Annotated in this window: 26 protein-coding genes; 18 read left to right on the top strand and 8 right to left on the bottom strand. The window is 66.8% G+C overall.

Annotated features, from left to right (window positions below; all coding sequences use genetic code 11):
* The first annotated feature begins 157 nt into the window (after positions 1 to 157).
* The 3 genes from RD110_RS10555 to RD110_RS10545 all read left to right on the top strand — a co-directional run bounded on the left by RD110_RS10555 (position 158) and on the right by RD110_RS10545 (position 4,697).
* Positions 158 to 1,918: a methyl-accepting chemotaxis protein gene (locus RD110_RS10555; RefSeq protein ID WP_076199215.1), complete on the top strand. Its 1,761-nt coding sequence runs from the start codon at positions 158 to 160 to the stop codon at positions 1,916 to 1,918.
* 89 nt (positions 1,919 to 2,007) lie between these two features.
* On the top strand, positions 2,008 to 3,267 hold the full coding sequence (locus tag RD110_RS10550; protein WP_076199213.1) for an EAL and HDOD domain-containing protein: 1,260 nt from the start codon (positions 2,008 to 2,010) through the stop codon (positions 3,265 to 3,267).
* A 161-nt stretch (positions 3,268 to 3,428) separates the two neighbouring features.
* On the top strand, positions 3,429 to 4,697 hold the full coding sequence (locus RD110_RS10545; RefSeq protein ID WP_076199211.1) for an EAL and HDOD domain-containing protein: 1,269 nt from the start codon (positions 3,429 to 3,431) through the stop codon (positions 4,695 to 4,697).
* A gap of 3 nt (positions 4,698 to 4,700) precedes the next feature.
* Here RD110_RS10545 and xerD read toward each other — a convergent pair whose 3' ends face one another.
* The 3 genes from xerD to RD110_RS10530 all read right to left on the bottom strand — a co-directional run bounded on the left by xerD (position 4,701) and on the right by RD110_RS10530 (position 7,265).
* Positions 4,701 to 5,606: a site-specific tyrosine recombinase XerD gene (gene xerD / locus RD110_RS10540; RefSeq protein ID WP_076199209.1), complete on the bottom strand. Its 906-nt coding sequence runs from the start codon at positions 5,604 to 5,606 to the stop codon at positions 4,701 to 4,703.
* A 67-nt stretch (positions 5,607 to 5,673) separates the two neighbouring features.
* Positions 5,674 to 6,636, bottom strand: coding sequence for a tripartite tricarboxylate transporter substrate binding protein BugE (locus RD110_RS10535; RefSeq protein ID WP_076199207.1), 963 nt, complete (start codon positions 6,634 to 6,636; stop codon positions 5,674 to 5,676).
* A 44-nt stretch (positions 6,637 to 6,680) separates the two neighbouring features.
* On the bottom strand, positions 6,681 to 7,265 hold the full coding sequence (locus RD110_RS10530) for a chalcone isomerase family protein (protein WP_157900128.1): 585 nt from the start codon (positions 7,263 to 7,265) through the stop codon (positions 6,681 to 6,683).
* 58 nt (positions 7,266 to 7,323) lie between these two features.
* On the opposite strand from RD110_RS10530, the gene RD110_RS10525 reads away from it, so the two are divergent.
* A complete protein-coding gene (locus RD110_RS10525) occupies positions 7,324 to 8,277 on the top strand; it encodes an AEC family transporter (RefSeq protein WP_204250050.1) in 954 nt (317 codons plus the stop codon).
* A 231-nt stretch (positions 8,278 to 8,508) separates the two neighbouring features.
* Entirely contained in the window at positions 8,509 to 9,342 is an 834-nt protein-coding gene (locus RD110_RS10520; protein WP_083686210.1) for a THxN family PEP-CTERM protein, read from the top strand.
* A 14-nt stretch (positions 9,343 to 9,356) separates the two neighbouring features.
* Here RD110_RS10520 and queG read toward each other — a convergent pair whose 3' ends face one another.
* Positions 9,357 to 10,454 (bottom strand): tRNA epoxyqueuosine(34) reductase QueG, encoded by a 1,098-nt coding sequence (gene queG, locus RD110_RS10515; protein WP_076204789.1) that lies wholly within the window; start codon positions 10,452 to 10,454, stop codon positions 9,357 to 9,359.
* Between queG and tsaE the strand changes: the two genes are divergently transcribed.
* From tsaE to RD110_RS10500, 3 genes are all read left to right on the top strand, one after another.
* Positions 10,437 to 10,964 carry a tRNA (adenosine(37)-N6)-threonylcarbamoyltransferase complex ATPase subunit type 1 TsaE gene (gene tsaE, locus RD110_RS10510; RefSeq protein WP_076204791.1) on the top strand — a complete coding sequence of 176 codons (528 nt, stop codon included), beginning with the start codon at positions 10,437 to 10,439 and terminating at the stop codon, positions 10,962 to 10,964. The genes queG and tsaE overlap by 18 nt on opposite strands.
* Entirely contained in the window at positions 10,961 to 12,397 is a 1,437-nt protein-coding gene (locus tag RD110_RS10505; protein ID WP_076199203.1) for an N-acetylmuramoyl-L-alanine amidase, read from the top strand. Before tsaE ends, RD110_RS10505 begins: the two co-directional genes overlap by 4 nt.
* A 153-nt stretch (positions 12,398 to 12,550) precedes the next feature.
* Complete coding sequence (locus RD110_RS10500; protein WP_076199201.1) at positions 12,551 to 12,772, top strand: glycine zipper 2TM domain-containing protein; 222 nt, start codon at positions 12,551 to 12,553, stop codon at positions 12,770 to 12,772.
* A 42-nt stretch (positions 12,773 to 12,814) separates the two neighbouring features.
* On the opposite strand, the gene RD110_RS10495 is transcribed toward RD110_RS10500, so the two are convergent.
* Positions 12,815 to 13,468, bottom strand: a complete 654-nt coding sequence (locus RD110_RS10495) for a VTT domain-containing protein (RefSeq protein ID WP_076199199.1) — start codon at positions 13,466 to 13,468, stop codon at positions 12,815 to 12,817.
* A gap of 244 nt (positions 13,469 to 13,712) precedes the next feature.
* Positions 13,713 to 13,889, bottom strand: coding sequence for a hypothetical protein (locus tag RD110_RS27870; protein WP_157900127.1), 177 nt, complete (start codon positions 13,887 to 13,889; stop codon positions 13,713 to 13,715).
* A gap of 949 nt (positions 13,890 to 14,838) precedes the next feature.
* On the opposite strand from RD110_RS27870, the gene RD110_RS10485 reads away from it, so the two are divergent.
* On the top strand, positions 14,839 to 15,930 hold the full coding sequence (locus RD110_RS10485) for a hypothetical protein (RefSeq protein WP_076199195.1): 1,092 nt from the start codon (positions 14,839 to 14,841) through the stop codon (positions 15,928 to 15,930).
* A 263-nt stretch (positions 15,931 to 16,193) separates the two neighbouring features.
* Here RD110_RS10485 and RD110_RS10480 read toward each other — a convergent pair whose 3' ends face one another.
* Complete coding sequence (locus RD110_RS10480) at positions 16,194 to 17,138, bottom strand: DMT family transporter (protein WP_076199193.1); 945 nt, start codon at positions 17,136 to 17,138, stop codon at positions 16,194 to 16,196.
* On the bottom strand, positions 17,135 to 17,518 hold the full coding sequence (locus RD110_RS10475; RefSeq protein ID WP_076199191.1) for a 2OG-Fe dioxygenase family protein: 384 nt from the start codon (positions 17,516 to 17,518) through the stop codon (positions 17,135 to 17,137). The genes RD110_RS10480 and RD110_RS10475 overlap by 4 nt, the downstream gene beginning before the upstream one ends.
* 91 nt (positions 17,519 to 17,609) lie before the next feature.
* Here RD110_RS10475 and RD110_RS10470 point away from each other — a divergent pair, with 91 nt between their 5' ends.
* The 9 genes from RD110_RS10470 to mdcG all read left to right on the top strand — a co-directional run bounded on the left by RD110_RS10470 (position 17,610) and on the right by mdcG (position 25,312).
* On the top strand, positions 17,610 to 18,527 hold the full coding sequence (locus RD110_RS10470) for a LysR family transcriptional regulator (RefSeq protein WP_076199189.1): 918 nt from the start codon (positions 17,610 to 17,612) through the stop codon (positions 18,525 to 18,527).
* Positions 18,528 to 18,653: 126 nt separating this feature from the next.
* A complete protein-coding gene (locus RD110_RS10465; RefSeq protein WP_076199187.1) occupies positions 18,654 to 19,571 on the top strand; it encodes a LysR family transcriptional regulator in 918 nt (305 codons plus the stop codon).
* A gap of 234 nt (positions 19,572 to 19,805) precedes the next feature.
* A complete protein-coding gene (gene madL, locus RD110_RS10460) occupies positions 19,806 to 20,219 on the top strand; it encodes a malonate transporter subunit MadL (RefSeq protein WP_076199185.1) in 414 nt (137 codons plus the stop codon).
* Positions 20,220 to 20,223: 4 nt separating this feature from the next.
* Entirely contained in the window at positions 20,224 to 20,988 is a 765-nt protein-coding gene (madM, locus tag RD110_RS10455) for a malonate transporter subunit MadM (protein ID WP_076199183.1), read from the top strand.
* Between the two features lie 8 nt (positions 20,989 to 20,996).
* Positions 20,997 to 22,667, top strand: a complete 1,671-nt coding sequence (mdcA, locus tag RD110_RS10450) for a malonate decarboxylase subunit alpha (protein ID WP_076199181.1) — start codon at positions 20,997 to 20,999, stop codon at positions 22,665 to 22,667.
* A 26-nt stretch (positions 22,668 to 22,693) separates the two neighbouring features.
* The gene (mdcC, locus tag RD110_RS10445) at positions 22,694 to 23,023 is read left to right on the top strand and encodes a malonate decarboxylase acyl carrier protein (RefSeq protein WP_076199179.1); all 330 of its coding nucleotides are present in this window, start codon (positions 22,694 to 22,696) and stop codon (positions 23,021 to 23,023) included.
* A complete protein-coding gene (locus tag RD110_RS10440; protein ID WP_076199177.1) occupies positions 23,020 to 23,919 on the top strand; it encodes a biotin-independent malonate decarboxylase subunit beta in 900 nt (299 codons plus the stop codon). The genes mdcC and RD110_RS10440 overlap by 4 nt, the downstream gene beginning before the upstream one ends.
* Positions 23,916 to 24,614 (top strand): biotin-independent malonate decarboxylase subunit gamma, encoded by a 699-nt coding sequence (gene mdcE / locus RD110_RS10435; RefSeq protein ID WP_076199175.1) that lies wholly within the window; start codon positions 23,916 to 23,918, stop codon positions 24,612 to 24,614. The genes RD110_RS10440 and mdcE overlap by 4 nt, the downstream gene beginning before the upstream one ends.
* 14 nt (positions 24,615 to 24,628) lie before the next feature.
* Entirely contained in the window at positions 24,629 to 25,312 is a 684-nt protein-coding gene (mdcG, locus tag RD110_RS10430; RefSeq protein WP_157900126.1) for a malonate decarboxylase holo-[acyl-carrier-protein] synthase, read from the top strand.
* Positions 25,313 to 25,316 lie beyond the last annotated feature (4 nt).

Genomic DNA, 25,316 nt, shown 5'->3' with positions numbered 1-25,316 from the left:
CCGTGTCACGCAAAATGTGACATTAATCACCAAATGTGACACAATTTACACATTGATTTTTGATCAACCTGACTTACGGCGTCGGATGTTTCCAGTGAAGCACCAAGGCCGAGGCCCGATAGGCCTGTTGACAGTGGCACAAGGAAGAGGATTTCCAATGCACATCCGCACCAGATTGAACCTGGCCTTTGGCGGCCTGGCCGCGGCCGCGGCGACCGTGGCCGCGCTCGGGCTCTATGCTTTGGCCGATGCCAACGCACGCTTCACCAGCTACACCGATGGGACCAATGCGCGCGCCACGGTGGCCGCGCATGTGCGCGCGGCGGTGGACGACCGCGCCATCGCCGCCCGCAACCTGGTGCTGGTCACCAAGGACGCCGACCTGGCCTCCGAGAAAGCCGCGGTGCTGGCCGCGCACAAAGACGTGCAGGCCAGGCTGGCCCAACTCGAGGGCATGATCGCCACCGGCGCCGACGTGTCCGACCAGGCGCGCACGCTGGTCGCCGACATCGGCAAGGTCGAACAGGCCTACGGGCCGGTGGCGCTGGCCATCGTCGACCTGGCACTCAGCGGCAGGCGCGAGCAGGCCATCTCCCGCATGAACGACGAATGCCGGCCACTGCTAGCGGCATTGGTCCGGGCGACCAGCGCCTACGCCCGCTTCACCGAAGGCCGCACTCAGGCCCTGCAGCAGCAGGCGCTGGTCGACTACGAGCGCCAGCGCAATCTGCTCGCTTCGCTGTGCCTGCTGGCCGTGGCCGCCGCCATCCTGGCCGGCTGGGGTATCACGCAGAGCATCACCGGGCCTTTGAACCGCGCCGTGGCGGCCACCGACCGCATTGCTGCCGGCGACCTCAGCGTGGAGATCGAAGCCACGGCCACCGACGAGACCGGCCGCCTGCTGGCCGGGCTGCAGCGCATGCAGCAGAGCCTGGTGAGCACGGTGAGCGCGGTGCGCGGCAATGCCGACAGCGTGTCGGTGGCGAGTTCGGAAATCGCGCAGGGCAACAGCGACCTCAGCATGCGCACCGAGCAGCAGGCAGCGGCCTTGCAGCAGACCGCGGCATCCATGGCGCAACTCGGCGGCACGGTGGCCAACAACGCCGACAGCGCGCGCCAGGCCGGTGAACTGGCGGCGGCGGCGTCCACGGTGGCGACCAAGGGTGGCGACGTGGTCGGCCAGGTGGTCGAGACCATGAAGGGCATCAACGACAGCTCGCGCCAGATCGCCGACATCATCAGCGTGATCGACAGCATCGCGTTCCAGACCAACATCCTGGCGTTGAACGCGGCCGTGGAAGCGGCGCGTGCGGGTGAACAGGGCCGCGGCTTCTCGGTGGTGGCCAGCGAAGTGCGCAGCCTGGCGCAACGCAGCGCCCAGGCGGCCAAGGAGATCAAGACGCTGATCACGGCGAGTGTCGAACGCGTGGAAAAGGGCACGGCTCTGGTCGACCGCGCCGGCAGCACCATGCAGGAGATCGTGGCCTCGGTGAAACGTGTTTCGGACATCATGCGCGAGATCAGCACCGCCAGCAGCGAGCAGAGCACCAGCGTGGCCCAGGTCGGCGACGCGGTGAACCAGATGGACCAGGCCACGCAGCAGAACGCCGCGCTGGTGGAACAAAGCGCCGCCGCCGCAGCCAGCCTGAAGACTCAGGCCGAACAACTGGTACAGGCCGTTTCGGTGTTCCAACTCGCGGCGCAGGCGCAAGGCCAGGTGCGTGCGCCGGTCCAGGCCGTGGCCGCGCCGGTGGCCGTGCGTTCCGCAGCCAGGAGCACGTCCCTTGTCGGCACCGACCGCCGCAGCCCGCAGCGTGCGACCAACGTCTCGCGCCTGCAGCCCGCGGCCGAGGCGCCAGCCACCGCCCAGGCCGCGCAGCCGGGGAGCACCGGCACCGACGACTGGACCAGTTTCTGAGACGGCAGGGGCAGCAGCGAGCCTCGGAGCCGACAGACGGAACGGCCCGCACGGTGCGATAACATCCGGTATCGCTCAGCCGCCCGCCCATGCCATCTCCTGACTCCGCAGCCGCATCCGCCCCCGCCGGTCCCGGCAACTTCGTGCTGATCGCACGCCAGCCCATCGTCGATGCGCGGCGCGAGGTGGTCGCCTACGAACTCTTTGATCGCTCGACCGCGGTCGACGCGCACACCCCGGCCAGCGACATCGCGATGATCTTCAACGCGCTGACCCATACCGGCAACGAATCCCTGGTGGGCAAGCTCACCATCTTCATCAACTGCACGCACAACAGCCTGGCCGGCGGCCACCTCGACCTGATCCAGCCCGACAAGGTGGTGCTGGAAATCCAGCCGGAGCCGGGGCATGGCGTGCAGGACATCCAGAACCGCTCGTTGGTGCTGGCCGAGCTGCGTCGGCGCGGCTTCCGGCTGGCCTTCAACCACACCATCCTGGCGCCGGCCTACGCCGCCTGGCAGCCGCTCGCCGACTTCGTGAAGCTCGACCTGGCCGCGCTCAAACCGGAGCAGTTGCAGGTGATCGTCGCCGCTGCGCACAAGCGGGTGCCGCAGGCCCAGGTGGTGGCCGAGAAGGTGGAGACCGCCGAGCAGTTCAGCGCCCTGGCCAGCTACGGCGCGACGCTATTCCAGGGCTACTGGTTCGCCCAGCCGACCATCGTCAAGGCCCGCGTGGTGAGTCCGTCCCAGGCGCACGTGCTGCAGCTGATCAACCTGGTGCGCAACCAGGCCAGCACCGACGAAATCGAGGAAGTCCTCAAGAAGGACGCGATGCTCGGCTTCAACCTCATGCGGTTGATCAACTCCTCCGGCTTCGGGTTGAACCAGGAAATCACCTCGTTCCGCCAGGCGGTGATGCTGCTCGGCCTCAAGAAGCTGTTCCGCTGGGCCGCGCTGCTGCTGAGCACCTCCAAGGCCAACGGCACGCCGCCCGCGGTCGGCAGCATGGCGGTGGTCCGCGGGCGCATGATGGAACTGCTGGCCGCGGAGAACATGTCGGCCGAAGACCGCGACAGCGCTTTCGTCGTCGGCATCTTCTCGCTGCTCGACACCATGCTCGGCATCCCGCTGCCCGAGGCGCTGCAGTTGCTGTCGTTGCCACCGGCCGTGGTGGAGGCGCTGGAACACGGCAGCGGCCCGTTCGGCCCGCTGCTGGCCCTGACCAAGGCCTGCGAAGGCGAGGACGATGCCGCCTTTGCCGCGGCGGCCGCCGTTTTGCCGTTCAGCAACCACCAGATCAACATGGCGCACATGGATGCGCTGGCCTGGGCCGACGAACTGGGTGCCTGAAGCGGCCGCCGACGCTGCGCTTGCAGGAGTTGCCGGGAGCTACACGCGGTTACTGCGTCAATTCAGCCGGTATCTCGCACGAATCGCCCCCGCGTGGCCGTTCTTCTCTAGAATGAAACCATCGCTCCGACGCTTCCTGCCCCACCGTTCCCGCCAACGCCATGTCCACCATTCCCGACCAACTTCAGTCCGTGCGCCAGTCCCTCGAGGCGGAAACGGAGAATCAGGCCGTCATCGCACGCCAGGCGATCGTGGACGAAAATCGGGCAGTGTTCGGCTACGAGCTGTTCGACCGCTCGCGCACCATTGAGACCCACACCGCCGAAAGCGATGCAGCCCTGCTGTTCAACGCCCTGTCCTTCGCAGACGCCGAGTCGCTGGTCAGCAAGAAGCTGGTCTTCATCAACTGCACCCACGACAGCCTGGCCGGCGGCCACCTGGAACTGGTGCATCCGGACAAGGTGGTGCTCGAAGTCCCGCCGATCCCGGGCAACGTGCCCGAGGACATCGAAGCCCGCGCCGTGCTGCTCGAGGATCTGCGCAAGCGCGGTTTCCGCTTCGCCTTCAACCACACGGTGCTCACGCGCGGCTACGCCTCCTGGCGCACGCTGGCCTCCTTCGTCAAGCTCGACATGATGGCGCTCAAGCCCGAGATGGTGCAGCCCTTCGTGCGCTTCGCGCAGGCCAACACCACGGCACAGCTCATCGCGGAAAAGGTCGAAACCTCGGAACAGCACCAGTTGCTCGCCAGCTACGGCATCAAGTTGTTCCAGGGCTACTGGTTCGCCAAACCCTCGCTGGTGAAGGCGCAGACCATCCGCCCCTCGCAGGCCACCATCCTGCAGCTGATCAACCTGGTGCGCAAGCAGGCCACCACCGCCGAAATCGAGGACTTGCTGAAGAAGGACCCGACGCTGTCGTTCAACCTGCTGCGTTTCATCAACTCCTCGGGTTTCGGCCTCAGCTGCGAGATCACCTCTTTCCGCCACGCGGTGATGATCCTGGGCCTGAAGAAGCTGTTCCGCTGGGCCGCGCTGCTGATGACCACCTCGCGCAACGGCGGCGCGCCGCCGGCCGTGGGCCAGACCGCGGTGGTGCGCGGGCGGCTGATGGAGTTGCTTGCGGCCGAACTGCTGTCCCAGGAAGAATGTGACAACGCCTTCGTCGTGGGTGTGTTCTCGCTGCTCGACACCATGCTCGGCGTGCCGCTGGACAAGGCCCTCGAATCCATGGCCCTGCCCCAGCCCGTGCTCGACGCGCTGCTGCGCCGCACCGGCGTCTTCGCGCCATTCCTCGAACTCACCGAGGCCTGCGAAAGCGGCAACGACGAGGTGTTTGCGCGCACCGCGAACGCACTGCACCTGTCGAACAAGCAGGTGAACTGGGCGCATCTGCAAGCCCTCACATGGGCTGAAAGCTTCGGGGAGTAGGTCTCAACCGCGCGGATGGTGCTGCCGGTGCAGCGCATGCAGCCGCTCCCGGGCCACATGGGTGTAGATCGTCGTCGTTGAAATGTCCGCGTGGCCGAGCAGCATCTGCACCGCGCGCAAGTCCGCGCCGTGGTTCAGCAGGTGGGTGGCAAAGGCATGGCGCAGGGTGTGGGGCGACAGGGCGACGTGGATGCCTGCCGCCGTGGCGTGTTTCTTGACGATCATCCAGAACATCACGCGCGACATGGCCTTGCCGGCCTTGCTGCCGCGGTGCGTGACGAACAGGTCGTCGGTCTGCTTGCCGGCCAGGATCGCCGGGCGGCTCTCCGCCATGTAGCGGTCCAGCCACTCGCGCGCGACTTCGCCAAACGGCACGAGCCGCTCCTTGCTGCCCTTGCCCATGATGCGCAGCACACCGTCGGCCAGGCTCAGGTGGAAGGTCTTGAGCTGCACCAGTTCGCTCACGCGCAGGCCACTGGCGTACATCAGTTCGAGCATGGTGCGGTCGCGCAGGCCGAGCGTGTCGCCCACGTCAGGTGCGCCGAGCAAGGCCTCGACCTGCGCCTCGGTCAGGGTCTTGGGCACGCGCAGCGCCTGGTGCGCGGCCTGCAGCTTGAGCGTCGGGTCGACCTGGATCGCGCGTTCGCGCAGCGCCCAGCGGAAGTAGCGCTTGAACACCGTGAGCCGGCGATTCGCCGAGGTCGCCTTGGTGCCGGCATGGCGGGCTGCGAAATAGGCCTGCAGGTCGGCCTCGGCGGTCTGGTCCAGCGCCCGCTGCCGGCCAGCCAGCCAATCGGCATAGAGGCTCAGATCGCGGCGGTAGGCGCTGAGCGTGTTCTTCGCCAGCCCCTCCTCGAGCCAGATGGCGTCGATGAAACTGTCGATTCGGGCTTGGCTGTCGGCATGCATGGATGAAAGGCGGTCGCTGCAAAAAGAAAGCCGCCCCACGGGCGGCTGGTGTGGCGTGGGAAGGGTATCAGTCCAGCGTCAGCTTGGCGTCGGTGACGACCTTCTTGTACACCTCGTATTCGGCCTTGATCTGCTCGGCGAACTGCTCGGGTGTGTTGGCCACGATCAGCGAACCCGTGTCCTCGATGCGCTTGCGCACCGCGGGATCTTCCAGCGCCTTGCGCACGCCCGCGTTGATCTTGTCGACGACTTCCTTGGGCAGGCCTTTCGGGCCATAGATGCCGTAGAACGCCATGCGGTTCACGGGCTCGAGGCCGACTTCCTTGAAGGTCGGCACATTGGGCAGCGCGGCCAGCCGCGTGGGCGCGGCGACGACGATCGGCACCAGGCGGTTGGTGTTGATGAAAGGCAACGCGGACGGCAGGTTGTCGAAAATCATCGGCACCTGGCCGGCCACGGTGTCGTTCAGCGCCGGGCCAGCGCCGCGGTAGGGGATGTGCGTGACGAAGGTGCCCGTCATGCTTTTGTAGAGCTCCATCTGCAGGTGGCCGATGCCGCCCGTGCCCGACGAAGAGAACGAATACTTGCCGGGCGCCTTCTTCAGTTCGGCCACGAAGGTCTTGTAGTCCTTGGCGGGAAAGCTCGGATTCACCGCGATGATGTTGGGCGTGGCCGCAATGTTGATGATCGGCGTGAAATCGGTCAGCGGGTTGTACGGAATCTTCGGATTGATCGCCGGATTGGCCGCCACCGTCGACACCGTGGCGATGCCCAGCACATAGCCGTCCGGCGGCATGCGCGCGGTCTCCGTGGCGCCGACCACACCGCCGCCGCCGGCCTTGTTCTCGACGATCACGCTCTGGCCGAGCACACGGCCCAGCGGCTCGGCAATCACCCGGGCAATGATGTCGGTGGTGCCGCCGGGGGCGAACGGCACCTGCAGACGGATGACCTTGCTGGGGTAACCCTGGGCCAGGGCGGAGCCGGCAGCGGCCAGCAGGCTCAAGGCAAAAATGGTACGGCGTTGCATGTTGAGAGATTCTCCATTCAGAAAAAAAACACTGACCAACTCATTCACTGGCCCAACAGGCCGCTTTTCAATTTCGCATCCACCGGACGCGGCCCCACGAAAATCCCCAGCACCGCGTTGTAGAAATCGGCACCCGGCACCACGGCGGGCTGGGCCTTGCCGTTGACCGCCAGCGTCATGCCGCGGGCCGGTTCGTAGTCGAGGTCGACGGTATCCCCCTGGCGCAGCGTGCCGGCCGCATCGATCATGCTCTCGAACAGGTCGATCCGCTCACGCAGCGCCGCCAGTTCGGCCTCGCTGGCGTTCTTGCGGATGCCCGAAACCAGCGCCTTGTTGAACACCTGTGGCGGCGCGTCGATCAACAGGCGCATCTGCACCCGCTTCGGGCCGGGTGCGGCCATTGCCTCCTCGCCGGTGCCAGCCTTCTGCGTCAGGTACAGACCGGCCACATAGCCCTTGAGGATGGATACGGCGCGCAGCCCCAGGCCGTTGAGCCGCAGGTCACTGCCGGCCAGGCGCACGGTGTCGTCGAAACGCGCGCCCTCCAGCGTGGCGGCCGCGGCCGGGCCACAGGCCAGCGCGAGCACAGCGACCATCACCAGGTTGGGTAGTTTGAGCAAGGGATTCATGGTCATGAGAGGAGTCGATGGTAAACACATCGGTGGCGCCCGCCAACGTGGATTACCCATGGGCGGCCGTGCGGGAAGCGCGGCGTCGGCTGGTATTCTCAAGCAGGTGAACTATGCGCAACTCCTTCTTCCCGATTTCTCCCTCATTCTTTGCGGCTACCTGGTGTGCCGCTTCACCGCGCTGAACCGCACTGTGTGGCTGCAGGTCGAGAGCCTGACCTACTATTTCCTGTTCCCTGTACTGCTCTTCCACTCCATCGTGAAGAGCCCGCTCGATCTCGGCGCGGCCTCGAGCCTGATCGCAGCGGGCGTGGCGCTGGGCCTGCTCGGCATCGGCATGGCCTACGCCCTCCCCCACCTCCCCTGGCTTGGGCGGCACATCGACCGGCGCGAACACGCGGCCAGCGCGCAGGTCGCCTTCCGATTCAATTCTTTCATCGCGCTGGCGCTGGCCGATCGGCTGGCCGGCCCGGCGGGCCTGCTGTTGATCGCGGTGCTGATCGGCGTCTGCGTGCCGATCTTCAACGTGGCAGCCATCTGGCCCATGGCGCGGCACGCACAGCGCGGGTTCGCGCGCGAGTTGCTGCGCAATCCGCTGATCCTGGCCACCGCGTCGGGGCTGCTGGCCAACGTGTTGGGCCTGCGCATTCCATTCTGGCTGGAGCCGGCCGTCGGCCGCATTGGCGCCGCTTCCCTGGCGCTGGGTTTGATGGCCGCAGGTGCCGGCATGCAATTCGGCCCGCTCGCGCGCGCCAAGGCCCTGGCGACCGCTGTGCTGGCGATCCGGCATTTTCTGTTGCCGCTGGTCGCGCTGCTGCTGTCCCGGGTGTTCGCACTGTCCCCTGTGCAAAGCACGGTATTGCTCGCGTTCTCGGCCTTGCCAACGGCCTCGAGCTGCTATGTCCTGGTAGCCAAGATGGGTTACGACGGCGCCTTTACGGCGGGCCTGGTGAGCCTGTCGACGCTGCTCGGCATGCTGAGCTTGCCCTTCGCATTGTGGTTGATCACATAAATTGAATACAAAAATAATGTGATTTTTTTACCGTCGACAATTCTTACAGTTTCAGTATTGAATACAAAAAATATAATTTAACCTATTGATTTGATTGGTTTTATTGGCGTTGGCACAAAACCCGCTGTATGCGGACAGTCAACCACTCGCCTGTGGTTGACCCGCGGCACCAGCCGGTGCTTCGGTACCGCATCCCCGGCCCGTCGGCCGGCCTCCCGAAAGCGCAACGCCATGAAAACCACTTCCATGAAACTCTTCTTCCTCGCCATGGCTTCGGCCCTGGGCCTGGCCAGCACGGCCGCCACCGCCGGTCCGCTGGTCACCGACTGGCAATACACCGTCAATGCCAGGTTCGATACGAGTTCACCCACCTTCTCGTCCAGTGGTGGTAGCCAGTACGTCTCCAGCGACATGATTTCCTGGGGCGCGGCAAACGCCAATCCGGCACCCGTCAACACCGGCAACAGCGACACCAGCCGCAGCGGCATCACCATCACCAACACGCCGGCAACGGGCAGCGTGGTGACGAACGGTGCCGCAGGCGCCGTCAATACCTACACGCACTACAACAACGCCATCTCGGGCACGTTCGGCACTTTGCAGACGGCCACGGTCAATTCGACACTGACCCTGACTTCGATTTCGCCGGTCACAGGCGTCAGCTACGGCCCGGTCACGGTGTCCTACGCCATCAACTTCCTCGAAACGCCGAACACAACCCCCTGTGTTGCGGCCAGCCCCACGCCCTGCAACGACATCTTCGTGATCGAAGGTCTGTTGAACAATGCTTTCACGGTCGACGGCAACACCTACTACGCCAGCTTTTTTGAATCCAGCAATGCCTTGACGCCGCTGCCCAACGCTGTTTGCGAAGCCGCCAGCGCTGCCGACAACTGCCTGGGCTTCACCACGGTGGAAGGCCAGGCGAATGCGTTCACCTTCAACCTGTTGATCACCAGCGCGCCGGTCACGGTCAACGTGCCCGAGCCATCGAGCCTGGCCTTGCTGGGCCTGGGCCTTGCCGCCGTGGCCGCATCGCGCCGCCGGGGTCAAAAGCAGGCCTGAATCGGCATGCAGCGCTAGGCCATCTGCCCCGCACCCTGGCGCAAGGCCCAGGCGACGTGCTCACGCACGATGGGGCTTTCGTGCATGGCCCGGGCCTGCAATGCCGCGCGGCCATCGCCGCCGTTGCCCATGCGCAATGCGTTGCCTAGCGCCACGGCCACATTGCGCAGCCAGCGCTCGTGGCCGATGCGGCGGATCGGACTGCCCTCGGTCAGGCGCAGAAACTCCTCTTCCGTCCAGGCGAACAGCGCACCGAGTTGCTGGCCGCTCAGGCCCCGGCGCTCGTCGAAATCGGGCAGCGCCGCACGCTGGGCGAACTTGTTCCAAGGACACACCAGCTGGCAGTCATCGCAGCCGTAGATGCGATTGCCGATCAGCGGCCTCAGTTCCAGCGGGATCGCACCGGGGTGTTCGATCGTCAGGTAGGAGATGCATCGCCGCGCATCGAGCCGCTGCGGCCCCAGGATGGCCTGGGTCGGGCACACGTCGATGCAGGCCTGGCAGCTGCCGCAATGGTCGCTGACTGGCGCAGTCGGCGGCAGTGCGATGTCCACATAGATCTCGCCGAGGAAGAACATCGAGCCCGCGTCGCGGCTCAGAACCAGCGTGTGTTTGCCGCGCCAGCCCTGGCCGCTGCGCGAGGCCAGCTCGGCTTCGAGCACCGGCGCGGAATCGGTAAAGGCCCGAAAGCCCATCGGCCCGAGGTGCGCGGCGATGCGCTCGCCGAGCTTTTGCAGCCGCGTGCGCAGCACCTTGTGGTAATCACGCCCCCTGGCATACACCGACACGATGCCCTCGCTCGGCCGTTGCAAACGTGCGAATTCATGCGCCTGCCAGTCCGGCGGCGTGCCACGCGGCAGATAATTCATGCGGGCGGTGATCACGCTGACCGTGCCCGGTACCAGTTCGGCGGGCCGCGCGCGTTTGAGGCCATGGGTCGCCATATAGGCCATCTCGCCATGGAACCCTTGGGCCAGCCAGGCACTCAACCCCGCTTCGGCGGAGGACAAATCCACCGGGGCCACGCCGATTTGGGAAAATCCCAACTCCCGTGCCCAAAGCTGAATTTGAGACACCAATTGGAGACCGTCGTTCTGAGCACTGTCAAACATCACCAGGCCATTGTAGGAAGCGCGCGGCCACAGGCCGCCGGCGGTCACCCGTTGCGGCTGTCCTGGCCCGACGAATCCGCTACCCAGGCCTTCGCCGAAGGCCTGGCCGCGCAGCCCGCACTGCGCAACGCCTTCATCTCGCTGCAGGGCACGCTGGGCGCCGGAAAGACCACCCTGGTACGCCACCTGCTGCGGGCACTGGGGGTGCGGGGCCGCATCAAGAGCCCGACCTACGCCGTGGTGGAACCCCATGAGTTGCCGGGCCTGAACATCTGGCATTTCGACTTCTACCGCTTCAGCGATCCGCGCGAATGGGAAGACGCGGGCTTTCGCGACATCTTCGCCAGCCCCGGACTCAAGCTCGCGGAATGGCCCGAGCAGGCCGGCGGCATGCTGCCCACGCCCGACCTGGTCATCGCCATCGAGCCGACCGGCGACACCGCCAGGCAAGCCACGCTCACCGCGGGCAGCGATACCGGCCGGGCGCTGTTGCGGGCGGTCGAGCCATGAAGCGCCGCGAAGCCCTGCGCGGCGGCGCCCTGGTCCTGCTGCTGGGCCTGCAGCAGATTGCCCGAGGGGCAAGCATCGTCGCCGTGCGCGTGTGGCCCGCGCCCGACTACAGCCGCGTCACCATCGAATCCGACACCGCCCTCGTGGCCAAGCAGATGTTCGTCACCAACCCACCGCGACTGGCGGTGGACATCGAGGGCATCGACCTGAACCCGGCGCTGCGCGACCTCGTCGGCCGCGTGCAGGCCGACGACCCGAACATTGCCGGCATCCGCGTCGGCCAGAACGCCCCCGGCGTGGTGCGCCTGGTGATCGACCTCAAGCGCGCGGCCTCCCCGCAGGTGTTCACGCTGCAGCCAGTGGCCGCCTACCAGCACCGCCTGGTGTTCGACCTGTATCCCGCCCAGGCCGAGGACCCTTTGGAGGCGCTGATCACCGAGCGCATGAAGGCGCCCGCGCCGGCGCCGGGCAGCACGAATTCGATCAACACGCCGCTGGTGGCTTCCGCGCCACCAGGCCCGCCTGCGCCCGCCGCCGACCCGCTGGCCGAACTCATTGCGCGGCAGGCCGAGAAGGCCGGCCATCCGGTGCCTGCGCCGGTCCCCATGACGCCGCCGGCCGACCGCGCCGTGGTCACGATCGCGCCGCCTGCGCCATCGCCCGCCGCCAAGGCTGCGCGGGATGCCATCCCTTCGCCGGCCAGCCGCACCGACCGGCTGATCATCATCGCGCTCGATCCGGGCCATGGTGGCGAGGACCCGGGCGCCATCGGCCCCGGCGGCACCCGCGAGAAGGACGTGGTGCTCAAGGTCGCGCACCTGCTGCGCGAACGCATCAACAACACCGTCATCAACGGCAGCCCGATGCGGGCGTTCCTCACCCGCGACGCCGATTTCTTCGTGCCGCTGCAGGTGCGCGTGCAGAAATCGCGCCGCGTGCAGGCCGACCTGTTCGTCAGCATCCATGCCGACGCCTTCATCACGCCCCAGGCGCGCGGCGCGAGCGTGTTCGCACTGAGCCACGGGGCGGCCTCGAGCAGCGCGGCGCGCTGGCTGGCCAACAAGGAAAACAACGCCGACCTGATCGGTGGCATCAACGTGCAGTCGAAGGACACGCAGGTGCAGTCGGCGATGCTCGACATGAGCACCACGGCGCAGATCAACGACAGCCTGAAGCTGGGCAGCGCCCTGCTGGGCGAGATCGGCCATGTGGGCCAGCTGCACAAGGCCCGCGTGGAACAGGCCGGCTTCGCGGTGCTGAAGGCGCCCGACATCCCGAGCGTGCTGATCGAGACCGCCTTCATCAGCAACCCCGAGGAAGAGGCCCGGCTGAAAAGCGACGCCTACCAGACGCAATTGGCCGATGCGATCATGCGCGGCATCACCGGCTACTTCGCCAAGAACCCGCCGCTGGCGCGCAACAGGACCGTGTGATCGGCCCGCCGATGGCGCAGGCAAGACGCCAGTTTGCAACCGGGGCCGACAACAGGGGCTGTTGTTGACCTACAAGGCCAGCGGCGCCGGCCCCTTAGATTAATCCCACAGGCCAGTCCAATCGGTCTGCAACAAGACTTAGAGGTGACCCTTATGAATTCCAGAATCCTGTTGGCCGCTGCGGCCGCTTCGATGATCGCTTTGTCGGGTTGCGCTTCCAACCCGAGCAACGCTCAGATCGGTACCGGCGTCGGTGCCGTAGCAGGCGGCGTGGTGGGCAATGCCGTGTTCGGCAGCACCCTCGGCACCGTCGGCGGTGCCGCGGCGGGCGCGCTGATCGGCAACGAAGCCGGCAAGAACCGCGACGGCCGTTAAGCCCCCGGCGTTTCGCCGCCGACCGCATTCACCGGATGCGGCTCACGTCGGTTCGGCCTTCCTGGCGTAACGCGCCTTGAGCGCGCCGAACACGACGATCAAACCTGGAACCAGGATCATCGCCCAGATGATCTTGTCCAGGTTTTGTTTTACCCACGGCACGCTGCCGAGGAAGAAGCCGGCCGTCGCGATGCCGAACACCCAGATCAGCGCGCCGACGATGTTGAAAGCGCTGAACTTCTTCCGATCCATTTCAGCCACGCCGGCCACGAAGGGTGCGAAGGTGCGGATGAACGGCATGAAACGCGCGGCGATGATGGTGAAGGCGCCGTATTTCTCGTAGAAGGCATGGGCCTCGTTGAACGCGCGCTTGTTGAAGAAGCGCGAGTTCTCCCACTGGAACACCTTCGGGCCAAAGTGCCGCCCGATCATGTAGTTGCTCTGGTCACCGAGGATGGCGGCCAGCAGCAGCACCGCGCAGGCGACCGGAAAACTCATCAGCCCCACGCCGCACAGGGCACCGACCACGAAGATCAGCGAGTCACCCGGCAGGAACGGCATCACCACCACGCCCGTCTCCACAAAGATGATCACGAAAAGCAAGGCGTAGACCCACGGCCCGTAATTGGTGACGAAGGCTTCGAGGTAGCGGTCGACGTGCAGGATGAAGTCGATGAGATGCGTGATGAGTTCCATGTGGCGCATTATCGATGCTGCCTTGCAACGGCCTCGCGACAACCCGCTGGCGCGCCGGTGTTTGCAACTGCATTGAAACGGTATACCCGCATGAAGTTTGCTAGCATCGTCTCAAACAATGCCCAGGCGACTCCGACTCCAAGAACGCCGGGCCACTCATCTATCTAGCGAGGGAACCCATGGCTGTCACCTGCCCGCGATGCAGCGCGGAAAACCGCGATGGCGCGACGCGCTGCGCGCAGTGCTATGCGCCGCTGCCCGCCGTGACAGGCGCAGCCGGCCGCTCCACCAGCGTGGTTTCGCCCGCGGTGTACGGTGCCATCGCGCCGAAGGAGAAAGACGGCGGCGATCCGATGTCGACCTTGCAGGCGGCGATCGAACGCAGTTCGAGACCCGCGAACCTGGAAGAGGCCGTGGCCAAAACGACGCCGACACCGAAGCCAGCCCCTGCACCTGAGCCGGAGCCTGCACCTGCACCTGCACCTGCACCTGTGCCTGCACCTGTGCCTGTGCCTGTGCCTGTGCCTGCACCAGCTCCAGCTCCAGCTCCAGCTCCAGCTCCAGTTTCGCCGCAACCCGGGGTGATCGACGCCCCGGCCCCGTCACCTGCCATGGCGCCACCGCCGTTACCGTCACCTGGCGCCGAGCAACCCGCTACAAGGGAATCCAAGAGCGCAGCATGGCTGATCGCCGCATTGGTCATCCTGCTGATCGCCGGTAGCGGCTACTGGTGGTGGTCGCACCGTGGCCAAGCCGAAACGTCCCCGGCACCAGCCGCTGACGCGCCAAGCCTCCCGGCCGTACCGTCGGCGCCTGCTGTCGCGCCGGCATCCGACGCGGAGCCGGTGGCCGTGCCCGCGCCAGAAGCGACGCCACCGCCATCGACGGCACCCTTGAACCCGTCCGAGCCGTCTACACCTTCGGCGCCTGCCGCCCTGCCGACACCGCCGACACCGCCCGTTGTCAGCGTACCACCGGCAGTGACGGCCGCTTCGGCCGCCCCGCGCGCAGTCGCCGCTCCCAAGCCGCCGAAAACCACCGCAAAGGCCATCGCCAAGCCGGCGTCACAACCACCGGTGGCCGAGCCCGCCCCATCGCCGCCGCCTCCCCCACCTGCGGCCAGCCCCGTGGCACCCACACCCGAGCCGCCCAAGCCGCAGCCCACCGGCCCAGCGAGCCCGGAAGAGGCCTGCAGCGGCCGCAGTTTTCTTGGCAAGGCCGCCTGCCTCTCCGAACAGTGCCAGCGGCCCCGGTTCGCCCGGCTTGCACAATGCGAACAGTTGCACGAGATGGAGGAGCGCCGCAGGGCGCAACGAGATCTGCGCAATTGATCCACGACACCTCAGAACAGAACACCAGGAGTGACTTGAATGCTTTCCCACCAGCTCAGGAACAGCGGCACGCTGCTCGACAGCATCGACGCCATCCGCAACTGGCGCGCCGTCGGCCTGTTGCTGACCACCTTTCTCTGCATGGCCCTGGTGGTCTCGGTCGCTGGGCTCGTGGGGCAGTTCAGCTATTTCCTCGCCAGCCCTTTCGTGCTGCTGGCCTACGTCATCTTCTTCTACGGCGCCAATGCCGTGGGCATGATGATGATGGACGAAGCGCGCGGCGGCGAGTCCCGGCATGCGATGGAAGCCGTCGCGGCCTCGGTGGCGACCTCGCACCGGCTGATCCTGGTGTTCCTGCTGCTCGGCGCGCTGTACCTCGCGGGCTTCGTCGCACTGGCGGTGGTGCTGTTCATCTGCAAGCTCCCCTTCATCGGGCCGGTGCTCTACACCGTGGTGTTCCCGGTGTCGGTGGTCGTGGCCGGCACGGCGATGTTCGCGGTGCCCACGGTGATCTTCCCGCTGTCTGCCCCGGCCATCTGGGGCGGCGCGGGCATCATGGCCTGCATCAGCCAGTTGCTGGTGATCGTGCGCGAGCGCCTGGTGATGGTGCTGGTGCTGATGCTGGCCGTGTCCTTCATGGCCGGCATGGTCGGCCTGTTGATCGGCGCCATCGTGTTCACCGGCGTGGCTGCCACCGCCGTGGTCTCGGTGCCGATCCTCGGCGGCATGCCGGGCGTCTTGCCGGCCATGAGCGGCATGGGCCTGGCCGGCGTGGTGATGGCCGGCAGCGGCCATGCGCTGGCCGCTGCCATCGGCGGCGCCTTGCTGTTCGCCGTGGCCTTCACGCTGCCGGGCATGGTCTACCTGCGCGGCGCGAGTTCGGTGTACCTGCGCGCCATCGACGGCCTCGATCTCGTGTCGGAACAAGCTTTGATGGACGAACGCATCGCCGCCGCGACGGCCAGGGCACGCGAGATGCAGGCCAAGGCTCAGGCAGCGGCGCAGAAATATACGGCGGCACCCGCGGCGCCCCCGCCGACCGCTCCCATCGAGCCCAAATGGATACCGCCGGCCTCCACGCCTGGCACCGATCCACACACGACCGGAGCGCCCACGTCGCCCCCTACGTGAAAAGGGCCACAAGCTGAGCCGACCACCACCGTAGCCCCTTGCCCTAGCCGGTCTTGGCACCGACGTGCTCCAAATGAGCACTGCCATCCGCTGATAGCTTGAATACGCAGCATGTTCATCCCCAGGAGCGAAGCAGCGCGGAAGAGAAACGCCACCTGAAGAAGAAGCCCGCCACGGGTCGCGGAGGCCTGCCGTGGCTGGTTCACGAAGGTCATGCACGTTTTCCGAAGTTGGAGATGCGGTAACACGCACCACCCGAGAAATCAAACGACGATCTTTTTTCCTTGGCGTGTGACCCACCATGCCGACGCAACGATCAACAAGCCACCGATCCAGCCCTGCAAGGCCATCTGCTCGCCCATCCAGAGAACGGCGATCAGTGCGCCCCACATCGGTTCGCTGCCCATCAACAAGGCCACGCGGGAGGGGCTGATGCGCGATGCCGCATAGTTCTGCGCGAAGAATGCAAACAACGTGCACAACAGGACCAGGAAGGCCATGGCCGACCAGAACGATGTACTGCTCGGCAGCGGTGGCCACGCGGTGCCGTGCACGGCCAGCATCAGGATGATCGAACCCAGCGCCATCACGCCCATCTGTACTGCCGTCACAGTCAGCGCGGGCAGGCCGTGTCGTTGACCATGGCGACGAGTCAGGCAGACCATGATGCCGCGCAAGAAGGCCGCAAGCACCATTAGGCCGTCTCCCCAGGCCAGACTGGCTGACCCGCCGTGCTGAAACGCCAGAAGTCCTGCTCCCAGCAACGAAAGTCCCGCTCCCGCCAGAACCGTTCCACCGGGCTTTGTCTTGAGCAACCACCACTCGCACAGCGGTGTGAAGGCGACGCAGAGGCTGATCAGAAATGCCGCATTGGAAGCGGTGGTCAATGACACACCGAAAGTCTCGCAGACGAAAATGGCCAGCAAGTTGATGCCCAGTATCAACGCCCCAGTCAGCGCCGCAGGCCATGAAGCCACAGCAAGCCCGCGCAAAGCGGGCAGCAGAACCAAGAAAGTCAGGCCAAAGCGCAGCACCAGAAACTGCAGCACGGGCATCTGCTCAGTCGCGACCTTGGCCGCGCTGTAGCTTCCTCCCCAGATCGCGGCCACCAGAAGCAGCAGCCATTCGACCGGGCCGAGCAACGGCCCGGACCGACCACCCGTTTTGACCGGTCCCTTCGAGTCCGCTGCGATGGACGGTGTATTCATGCAAGCACCTTGGTAGACGCGATCACCAGGACGTCCTGGCTGTTGATGTACTTGGGCTGCTCGTAGGGGCCATGCGGCAACTGTTGGCAGACTGATCCAGGCCGCGAATCAAACGCTCCATAGCGGCGCAGCCGGTAGGTCCCACCGTCACCCATATAGCGACCTTCAACCGCCTCGCGGGTCCATAGCTGCTCCAGCGCCCCCTTCTCGCGAAGCAGTTCCGCGTCCACCGAGAGCGCGGTGATGCGCAACTTTCGCTGCGACAGCTCCTCGAGCACATCGCTGCTATCAAGGCCGCCACTGAACAGCGTGAGTACATGGTCGACCTGACCTTGCATGGCGTCAAGGTCTCCGCAGCTGCGAATCCTGCGTGTTGACATGCCCTCTCCTCCTGAATGTTGTTGGCATGCGAATTGTTCGCTTCGCTCTCGGCATTGACTAGACTCGACGACAGAACAGGAGCTGTGCACCATGAGAACAGATGACTTCTTGGACGTGATGCACGAACTGGTGGCGTTCGTCCGCGTCGCGGAGGCCGGTAGTTTCTCGGCGGCTGCGCGTCGGCATGGGCTGACGCCGTCTGCCATCAGTCGGCAGGTCGCGCGGTTGGAAAGAGCCATGGGCGTTTCGCTCATGCAACGTACGACCCGGCAGTTGCGCCTGACCGAGGCCGGTCTGGCAGTGCTGGAACGCGGGCGCGAAATGGTGGCTGCGGCACAGGCAAGCATGCAAGTGGCTGAGGGACATGTGGACAAGCCCAAGGGCCTGGTCCGCGTCAGCGCGCCCAAGGCGTTTTCGCGCCACGTCCTTCAGCAACCCTTGCTGTCGTTTCTGCAACATTATCCCGACGTGGATGTGCATCTTCTCGTGGCTGATCGACCGGTAGACCCCTTGCGCGAAGGTTTCGACCTCGTCATCCGTCTGACCGATGACCCGCCGCACGGCATGGTGGCTCGCGCCTTGATGCCTGTGCGCCAACTGGTGCTGGCCAGCCCGTCCTATCTGGCATCGAATGAGAGCATTCGCATTCCCGAGGATCTGATGGCCCACAGTTGCCTGTCGATCGGCGAGCAGGCGCTTGACAGCCGCTGGCGCTTTGTGCGCGGCAACGACGAGGTGGAAGTGGCGGTGGTCGGCCGCTACAGCTTGAATCACAGCGAGATGCGTCTGGCGGCGGTCGAGGCAAGTCTGGGTGTGGGCTGCGTGCCGGATTTTGTGGCGCGCGATGCGCTGGCGGCTGGGCGGGTGGTCCGTTTGCTGCCCGATTGGGCTTTCGATACCAATTACCAGGGCATGGCGTACCTGCTGTTTTCCGCGTCCCGCTACACCACTCCCAAGGTACGCGCTCTGATCGATCATCTCGTCGCCGCGCTGACGATTCCGTCCTGAATGTTGCGCTTGAGGCCTGCCGTGACAATGAAGGACAAGTGTGAGCGGCCCTGGGTTAGACACTGTAGGTGCCGCACCAGCCACGCACTACCATCGGCACTTCCACCACCTGTGCCGAGCCCAGCCATGTCGTCCCCCCGCATCGACGAAGAAATCACCTTCCGCAAGCTCGAAGTGCTGCTGGCCTTCATGGAGACCGGCAACCTCACGCGGGCGGCCGAACTGCTCGAGGTGAGCACCGTCAGCGTGCACCGCGCGCTGCATTCGCTGGAGGTCGGCGTGCGCTGCACGCTGTTTCGCCTGGAAGGTCGCAACCTGCACCCGACCGAGGCCGCGCGAGCACTGGCCGACGTGGCGCGCGACGTGCTGCAGCGCATGAACGAAGGCATCCGCAGCACCCGCCACGTCGCTGGCTACTCGGCCGATCGCATCCGCATCGGCTCGCTGTATTCGCTGACCGTCAAGACCGTGCCGAAGGTGATCATGGCGCTGAAGCTGCGCAAGGCCGAGCTGCAGGCCGAGCTGGTGCTGGGCTCGAACGCCGACCTGCTGCAGAAGCTGCGCGACGGTGCGATCGACGCCGCGCTGATGGCCATTCCGCCCGCGGCCCCCGACATCGAATCCGAGCCGCTGTTCGAGGACGACATCCATTTCGCCGCGCCGGTGGGCTCGCGCTACGACGCGCTCACCGAGGTCGACCTCAGCCGCTGCGCCGACGAACGCTTCGTGAGCCTGACCGAAGGCTTCGCCACGTACAACGGCTTCCTGGAATCGTTCCGCATCGCCGGTTTCGAGCCGAATGTGGTGATGCGCACCGGCGACATCTTCTCGCTGATGAACCTGGTGTGCAACGGCCTGGGCTGCACCCTGCTGCCGGGCCGGGTGCGCGATGTGTTTCCACAAAAGGTGCGGCTGATTCCGCTGCAGGCCAAATACCTGATGCGGCAGACCATCGCACTCAACTTCCTGCACACGCGCGAGCGCGACCCCAACCTGTTGAGCCTGCTGGCCGTCTGCCGGGGGGCGAAGGCCGAGCTGGCCTGACACGCGTGCCGCCATGGAGCCTGCGTCCGGGCCGAGCGCGTCGAAGCGCCCCAGCTCGCGGTGAACAGGCACCTCGACGGGCTCGGCGCAAACGGGCGAGGCATCCGCGGCCCGCAACCGTTACACCCAGTGAAAACTTCGCCGCTCGGGGTTAATTGATCCTTCGTCGCCCGTTTCCTACCATGCGTCTCAAGGGATTTCCCCTTTATTCACTACAACGGACGGAGACACACCATGATCATCTACGGGACAGCGCTGCTGGCCGCCTGCCACCTGCTGGGCATCTTCATCGGCGACCTGCTCGGGCAGGCGATGGGCGTCAAGACCAACGTCGGCGGGGTGGGCATCGCCATGCTGCTGCTGATGCTGGCGCGGCTCTACATGCTCAAGCACGACAAACTGCCCAAGCTCACCGAGCTCGGCGTCGAATACTGGGGCGCCATGTACATCCCGGTGGTGGTGGCGATGGCGGCGCAGCAGGACATGGTCTCGGCGCTGCGAGGTGGCCCGGTGGCGGTGCTCTCGGCCATCGCGGCGGTAGCGGTCTGCGCGGTGGTGATCGCGGCCATCAACCGCGGCGAAAAACTCTCGCCCGACGACGAGGCCGAAGCCCGGCTGAACAACCCGCTCGTGGCCGCCGAGGAGTGACACCATGCTCGAAATCCTTGAAAAAGCCGCGCTGCAAAACGGCCTGGTGACGGCCTTCGCCGTGGTCGGCCTGATCGTGCTGCTGTCGGGCCAGATCTCCAAGCGCCTCACCTACGGCCGCGTGCACGGCTCGGCCATCGCCATCGTCATCGGCCTGGCGCTGGCCTACTGGGGCGGCAAGCAGACCGGTGGCCACAAAGGGCTGGCCGACATGTCGCTGTTCGGCGGCATCGGTCTGATGGGCGGCGCCATGCTGCGCGACTTCGCCATCGTGGCCACGGCCTTCGAGGTGCAGCCGCTGGAAGCGCGCAAGGCCGGCCTGATCGGTGTGGTGGCGCTGCTGCTGGGCACGGTGCTGCCGTTCATCGTCGGCGCAGCCATCGCCTGGAGTTTCGGCTATTCCGACGCGGTGAGCATGACCACCATCGGCGCCGGCGCGGTGACCTACATCGTCGGCCCGGTCACGGGCGCGGCCATCGGCGCCAGCCCCGACGTGATGGCGCTGAGCATCGCCACCGGCCTGGTCAAGGCCATCATCGTGATGGTCGGCACGCCGGTGGCCGCGCGCTTCCTGCGGCTGAAGACACCGCGCTCGGCGATGGTCTTCGGCGGGCTGGCCGGCACGGTGAGTGGGGTCTCGGCCGGCCTGGCCGCCACCGACCGCAAGCTCGTGCCCTACGGCGCGCTGGTGGCCACCTTCCACACCGGACTGGGCTGCCTGCTCGGGCCCTCCCTGCTCTTCTTCGCCACCAAGGCCATCGTCGGCTGAGGACATCTATGGAACACATGAACTGGAACACCCAACAGACCAACCGCCGGGCGCGGCAGGCGCGCGCGGCCGAGGCGCTCGGCGCGCAGCGCCAGGGCAAGACCGTGCTGGCCGAGGCCATCGCCACGCTGCTGCACGCGGTGATCGAGCCCGGCGACCGCGTCTGCCTGGAAGGCAACAACCAGAAGCAGGCCGACTTCCTGGCCCGCGCGCTGACCCAGCTCGACCCGGCCCGCGTGCACGACCTGCACATGGTGCAGTCGGTGCTGGCCCTGCCGGAGCACCTGGACCTGTTCGAGAACGGCATCGCCTCGCTGCTCGACTTCTCGTTCTCCGGCCAGCAGGCCGGGCGGCTGGCCAAGATGGTCTCGGCGGGGCAGATCCGCATCGGCGCGATCCACACCTACCTGGAGCTGTTCGCGCGTTACTTCGTCGACCTCACGCCGCGCATCGCACTGGTCTGCGCGCAGTCGGCCGACGCCCAGGGCAACCTCTACACCGGGCCCAACACCGAGGACACGCCGGCCATCGTCGAGGCCACGGCCTTTCGCGGCGGCATCGTCATCGCCCAGGTGAACGAACTGGTGGACGCGGTGCCGCGCGTGGACATCCCGGGCGACTGGGTGGACTACGTGGTGCTCGCACCCAAGCCCAACTTCATCGAGCCGTTGTTTACCCGCGACCCGGCGCAGATCAGCGAGATCCAGGTGCTGATGGGCATGATGGCGATCAAGGGCATCTACGGCGAATACGGCGTGCAGCGGCTCAACCACGGCATCGGCTTCGACACCGCGGCCATCGAACTGCTGCTGCCCACCTACGGCGACTCGCTGGGGCTCAAGGGCAAGATCGGCAGCCACTGGGCGCTGAACCCGCATCCGGCGCTGATCCCCGCCATCGAGGCCGGCTGGGTGAAGAGCGTGCACTCCTTCGGCTCGGAGCTCGGCATGGAGGACTACATCCGCGCGCGCTCCGACGTGTTCTTCACCGGGCCCGACGGCAGCATGCGCAGCAACCGCGCGTTCTGCCAGGCCGCCGGCCACTACGCCTGCGACATGTTCATCGGCAGCACGCTGCAGATCGACCTGAACGGCCACAGCTCCACCGCCACACTGGGCCGCATCTCCGGCTTCGGCGGCGCACCCAACATGGGGGCCGACGCGCGCGGCCGCCGGCATGCCTCGCCCGCCTGGCTCAAGGCCGGCGCGCAGGCGCGCGAGGGCCGCGGCGGCGTGTCCGCCATGCCGCGCGGACAGAAGCTGGTGGTGCAGATCGTGGAAACCTTCCGCGAGCACATGCAGCCGGCTTTCGTGGAAAAGCTCGACGCCTGGCAGCTCGCCGAGCAGGCCGGCATGGCCATCCCGCCGGTGATGATCTACGGCGACGACGTGACCCACATCCTCACCGAGGAAGGCATCGCCAACCTGCTGCTGTGCAGGAGCGACGAGGAGCGCGAGCAGGCGATCCGCGGCGTGGCCGGCTACACCCCCATCGGCCTGGGCCGAGACAAGCGCATGGTGGAGAACCTGCGCGACCGCGGCGTGATCCGTCGTGCCGAGGACCTGGGCATCGACCAGCGCGACGCCACGCGCAACCTGCTGGCCGCGCGTTCCATGCGCGACCTGGTGCGGGCCTCGGGCGGGCTGTACCAGCCGCCCAAGCGCTTCCGGAACTGGTAATCCCAAGAACAGAGAAGGCCAACACCATGAGCATTCCCGCTGGGCTCGAAGCCCTCCATTTCTCCTTCACCGGCACGCGGCCGGCCGGCCGGTTCGCGCCGGTGCTGGTCGGCGTGGTCGGCTCGGGCAACCTCGAAGTCCTGATCGAACCATCGCCAGACGCCGAATGCCGCATCGACGTCAGCACCTCGGCGCGCGGCTTCGACCCGATCTGGCGCGCGGTGGCCGAAGACTTCCACACGCGCCACGGCCTGGCCGGCGTGGCCATCTCCATCAACGACATGGGCGCCACGCCCGCCGTCGTCAACCTGCGGCTCGACCAGGCCGTGGCCCAATTGCGGAGCGCCAAGCCATGAGCACAACAACCTACAGCTTCGCCGAGTCCACCGCGCGCGAACGCGTGGCGCGGCTGCTCGACGCGGGCTCGTTCACCGAGATCCTCGGCCCATCGGAACGCGTGATGAGCCCGCACCTGGCCCAGCTCGGCGTGCCGTCCTCGTTCGACGACGGCGTGGTCGTGGGCGAGGGTCTGCTCGGCGGCCAGCCGGTGCTGATCGCCGCGCAAGAAGGCGAGTTCATGGGCGGCGGCGTGGGCGAGGTGCATGGCGCCAAACTCGTCGGGCTGTTCCAGCGCGCGCTGCGCACCCGGCCAGCCGCCGTGCTGGTGCTCGCCGAATCGGGCGGCGTGCGGCTGCACGAGGCCAATGCCGGGCTGATCGCCGTCTCCGAAGTCATGCGCGCGCTGCTGGCCACACGCGAAGCCAGCATCCCGACGCTGATGCTGATCGGCGGGGCCAATGGCTGCTTCGGCGGCATGGGCCTGATCGCCCGCTGCGCCGACCAGGTGGTGATGAGCGATGCGGCGCGGCTGGCGATGTCGGGGCCGGAAGTCATCGAGTCCTCCAACGGCGTGGAGGAATTCGACTCGAAAGACCGCGCCTTGGTGTGGCGCACCACCGGCGGCAAGCACCGCTACCTGATCGGCGACTGCGACGTGCTGGTCGAAGACGACGTGGCCGCGTTCCGCGAAGCGGCGCTGGGGCTGCTCCAGGCAGCCCGGCCGCTGACGCTCGAGGCGCTGGAGCAGGAGCACGCCATGCTGGCCGCGCGCATCCAGGACTTCGGCGACTGCTTTGACGCCGTCGACATCTGGCGCCGGCTGGGCGTGGCCGATGCCGAGCGCGTGGTCGACCTCGACGCCGCCCGGATCCGCGCCCTGAAACCCCAAACCCGAGAAGGAGTCCGGCCATGATCTGGACCGAACTGCTGAACCGCCTGTTCGCCGATCGGCACCAGGTGACTTGCGAAGGCGAACTGCTGCGCGGCACGGCGCAGCTCGATGGCGAAACACTCGCCATCGTCGGCACCACCGGCCACGCGGCCATCGGCGTGGAGCTTGCCCTGGCCCAGGCCCGCGCCGTGCTCGACACCGTGCACGCGCACCCGGGCCGCGCCATCCTGCTGCTGGTCGATACCCAGGGCCAGCGCCTGCGCCGGCGCGACGAACTGCTCGGCATCAACCGCTACATGGCGCACATGGGGCTTTGCATCGAACTCGCGCGCCGGCGCGGCCACCGCGTGCTCGGCCTGGTGTACGACCAGGCGCTGTCGGGCGGCTTCATCACCTCGGGCCTGATCGCCGACGCCTGCGACGCCCTGCCCGAGGCCGAGATCCGCGTGATGCGCCTGCCGGCCATGGCCCGCGTGACCAAGATCGACGAGTCCCGGCTCGCGCAACTGGCCGAGGCCAACCCGGTGTTCGCGCCCGGGGTGGAGAACTACGTGGCCATGGGCGGCGTGCGCGCCCTGTGGCGTGGCGACCTGGCCGCGCACCTGCGCGCCGCGCTGGCCGACACACCCACCACCGACGAACGCGCGCGCGACGGCGCCTCCCGCGGCGGCCGGTTGTTGGCCGCCGATGTGGCCCGACGCGTGGCCGAAGCCTGACCCAGGTGAGCGCCGTGTTGCAACTCGAACGCAACAGCCTGGTCTGGCCCACGCCGGCCGGCTGGGACGCACTGCGCACCCAGGCCTTGCAGGACGCGACCACGCAGGCCATCGTCGGCCATTGGCATGGCGAGCGCCTGCCGCTGGTGGTGAGCCGACAGCCGCCGGGCCGTGCCAGGGACCTCATTGCGCTCGGCCTGCCGGCGCCGCTGCAGTGGAACAGGCGCCGGCTCGCCTTCGCGCTGCCCGCGGCGCAACTGGCGTACAGCGGCCGCTTCCCAAGGCTGGCTGAAGCCGCGGCGCACCACCGCTGGCGCCGCGCGGCGCTGGCGCTCGAACATGCCCTGGGCGAGGCGCTCGGGCACGGCACGGGCGCGGTGCAGGTCTATGGTTCGTACGGCTGGCAATGCCTCACCGGCCTGCGTTACCTGCGCGAAGGCTCCGACCTCGACCTGCGTATCGCCGTGCCGGACGTGGCCGCCGCCGCTGCCGTGGTCGATCTGCTGGCCGCGCAGCGCCTGCCCTGCCGCATCGACGGCGAGCTGGTGTTTCCCGACGGCCAGGCCGTGGCCTGGCGCGAAATGGCGCAACTGTTCGAAGGCGAGGTCTGCCAGGTGCTGAGCAAACGACTCGACGGCATCGCGCTGGTGGGCCTGGCCGATCTCCAGCCCTGCGCCGCCACCGCCGTGGCCGCCTGAAGAC

Origin of the sequence: Rhodoferax koreense, assembly GCF_001955695.1 — a bacterium.
Taxonomy (GTDB): domain Bacteria; phylum Pseudomonadota; class Gammaproteobacteria; order Burkholderiales; family Burkholderiaceae_C; genus Rhodoferax_B; species Rhodoferax_B koreensis.
Note: the sequence above shows the minus strand (reverse complement) of the source record. Positions and strands in the feature narration are given on the sequence as shown.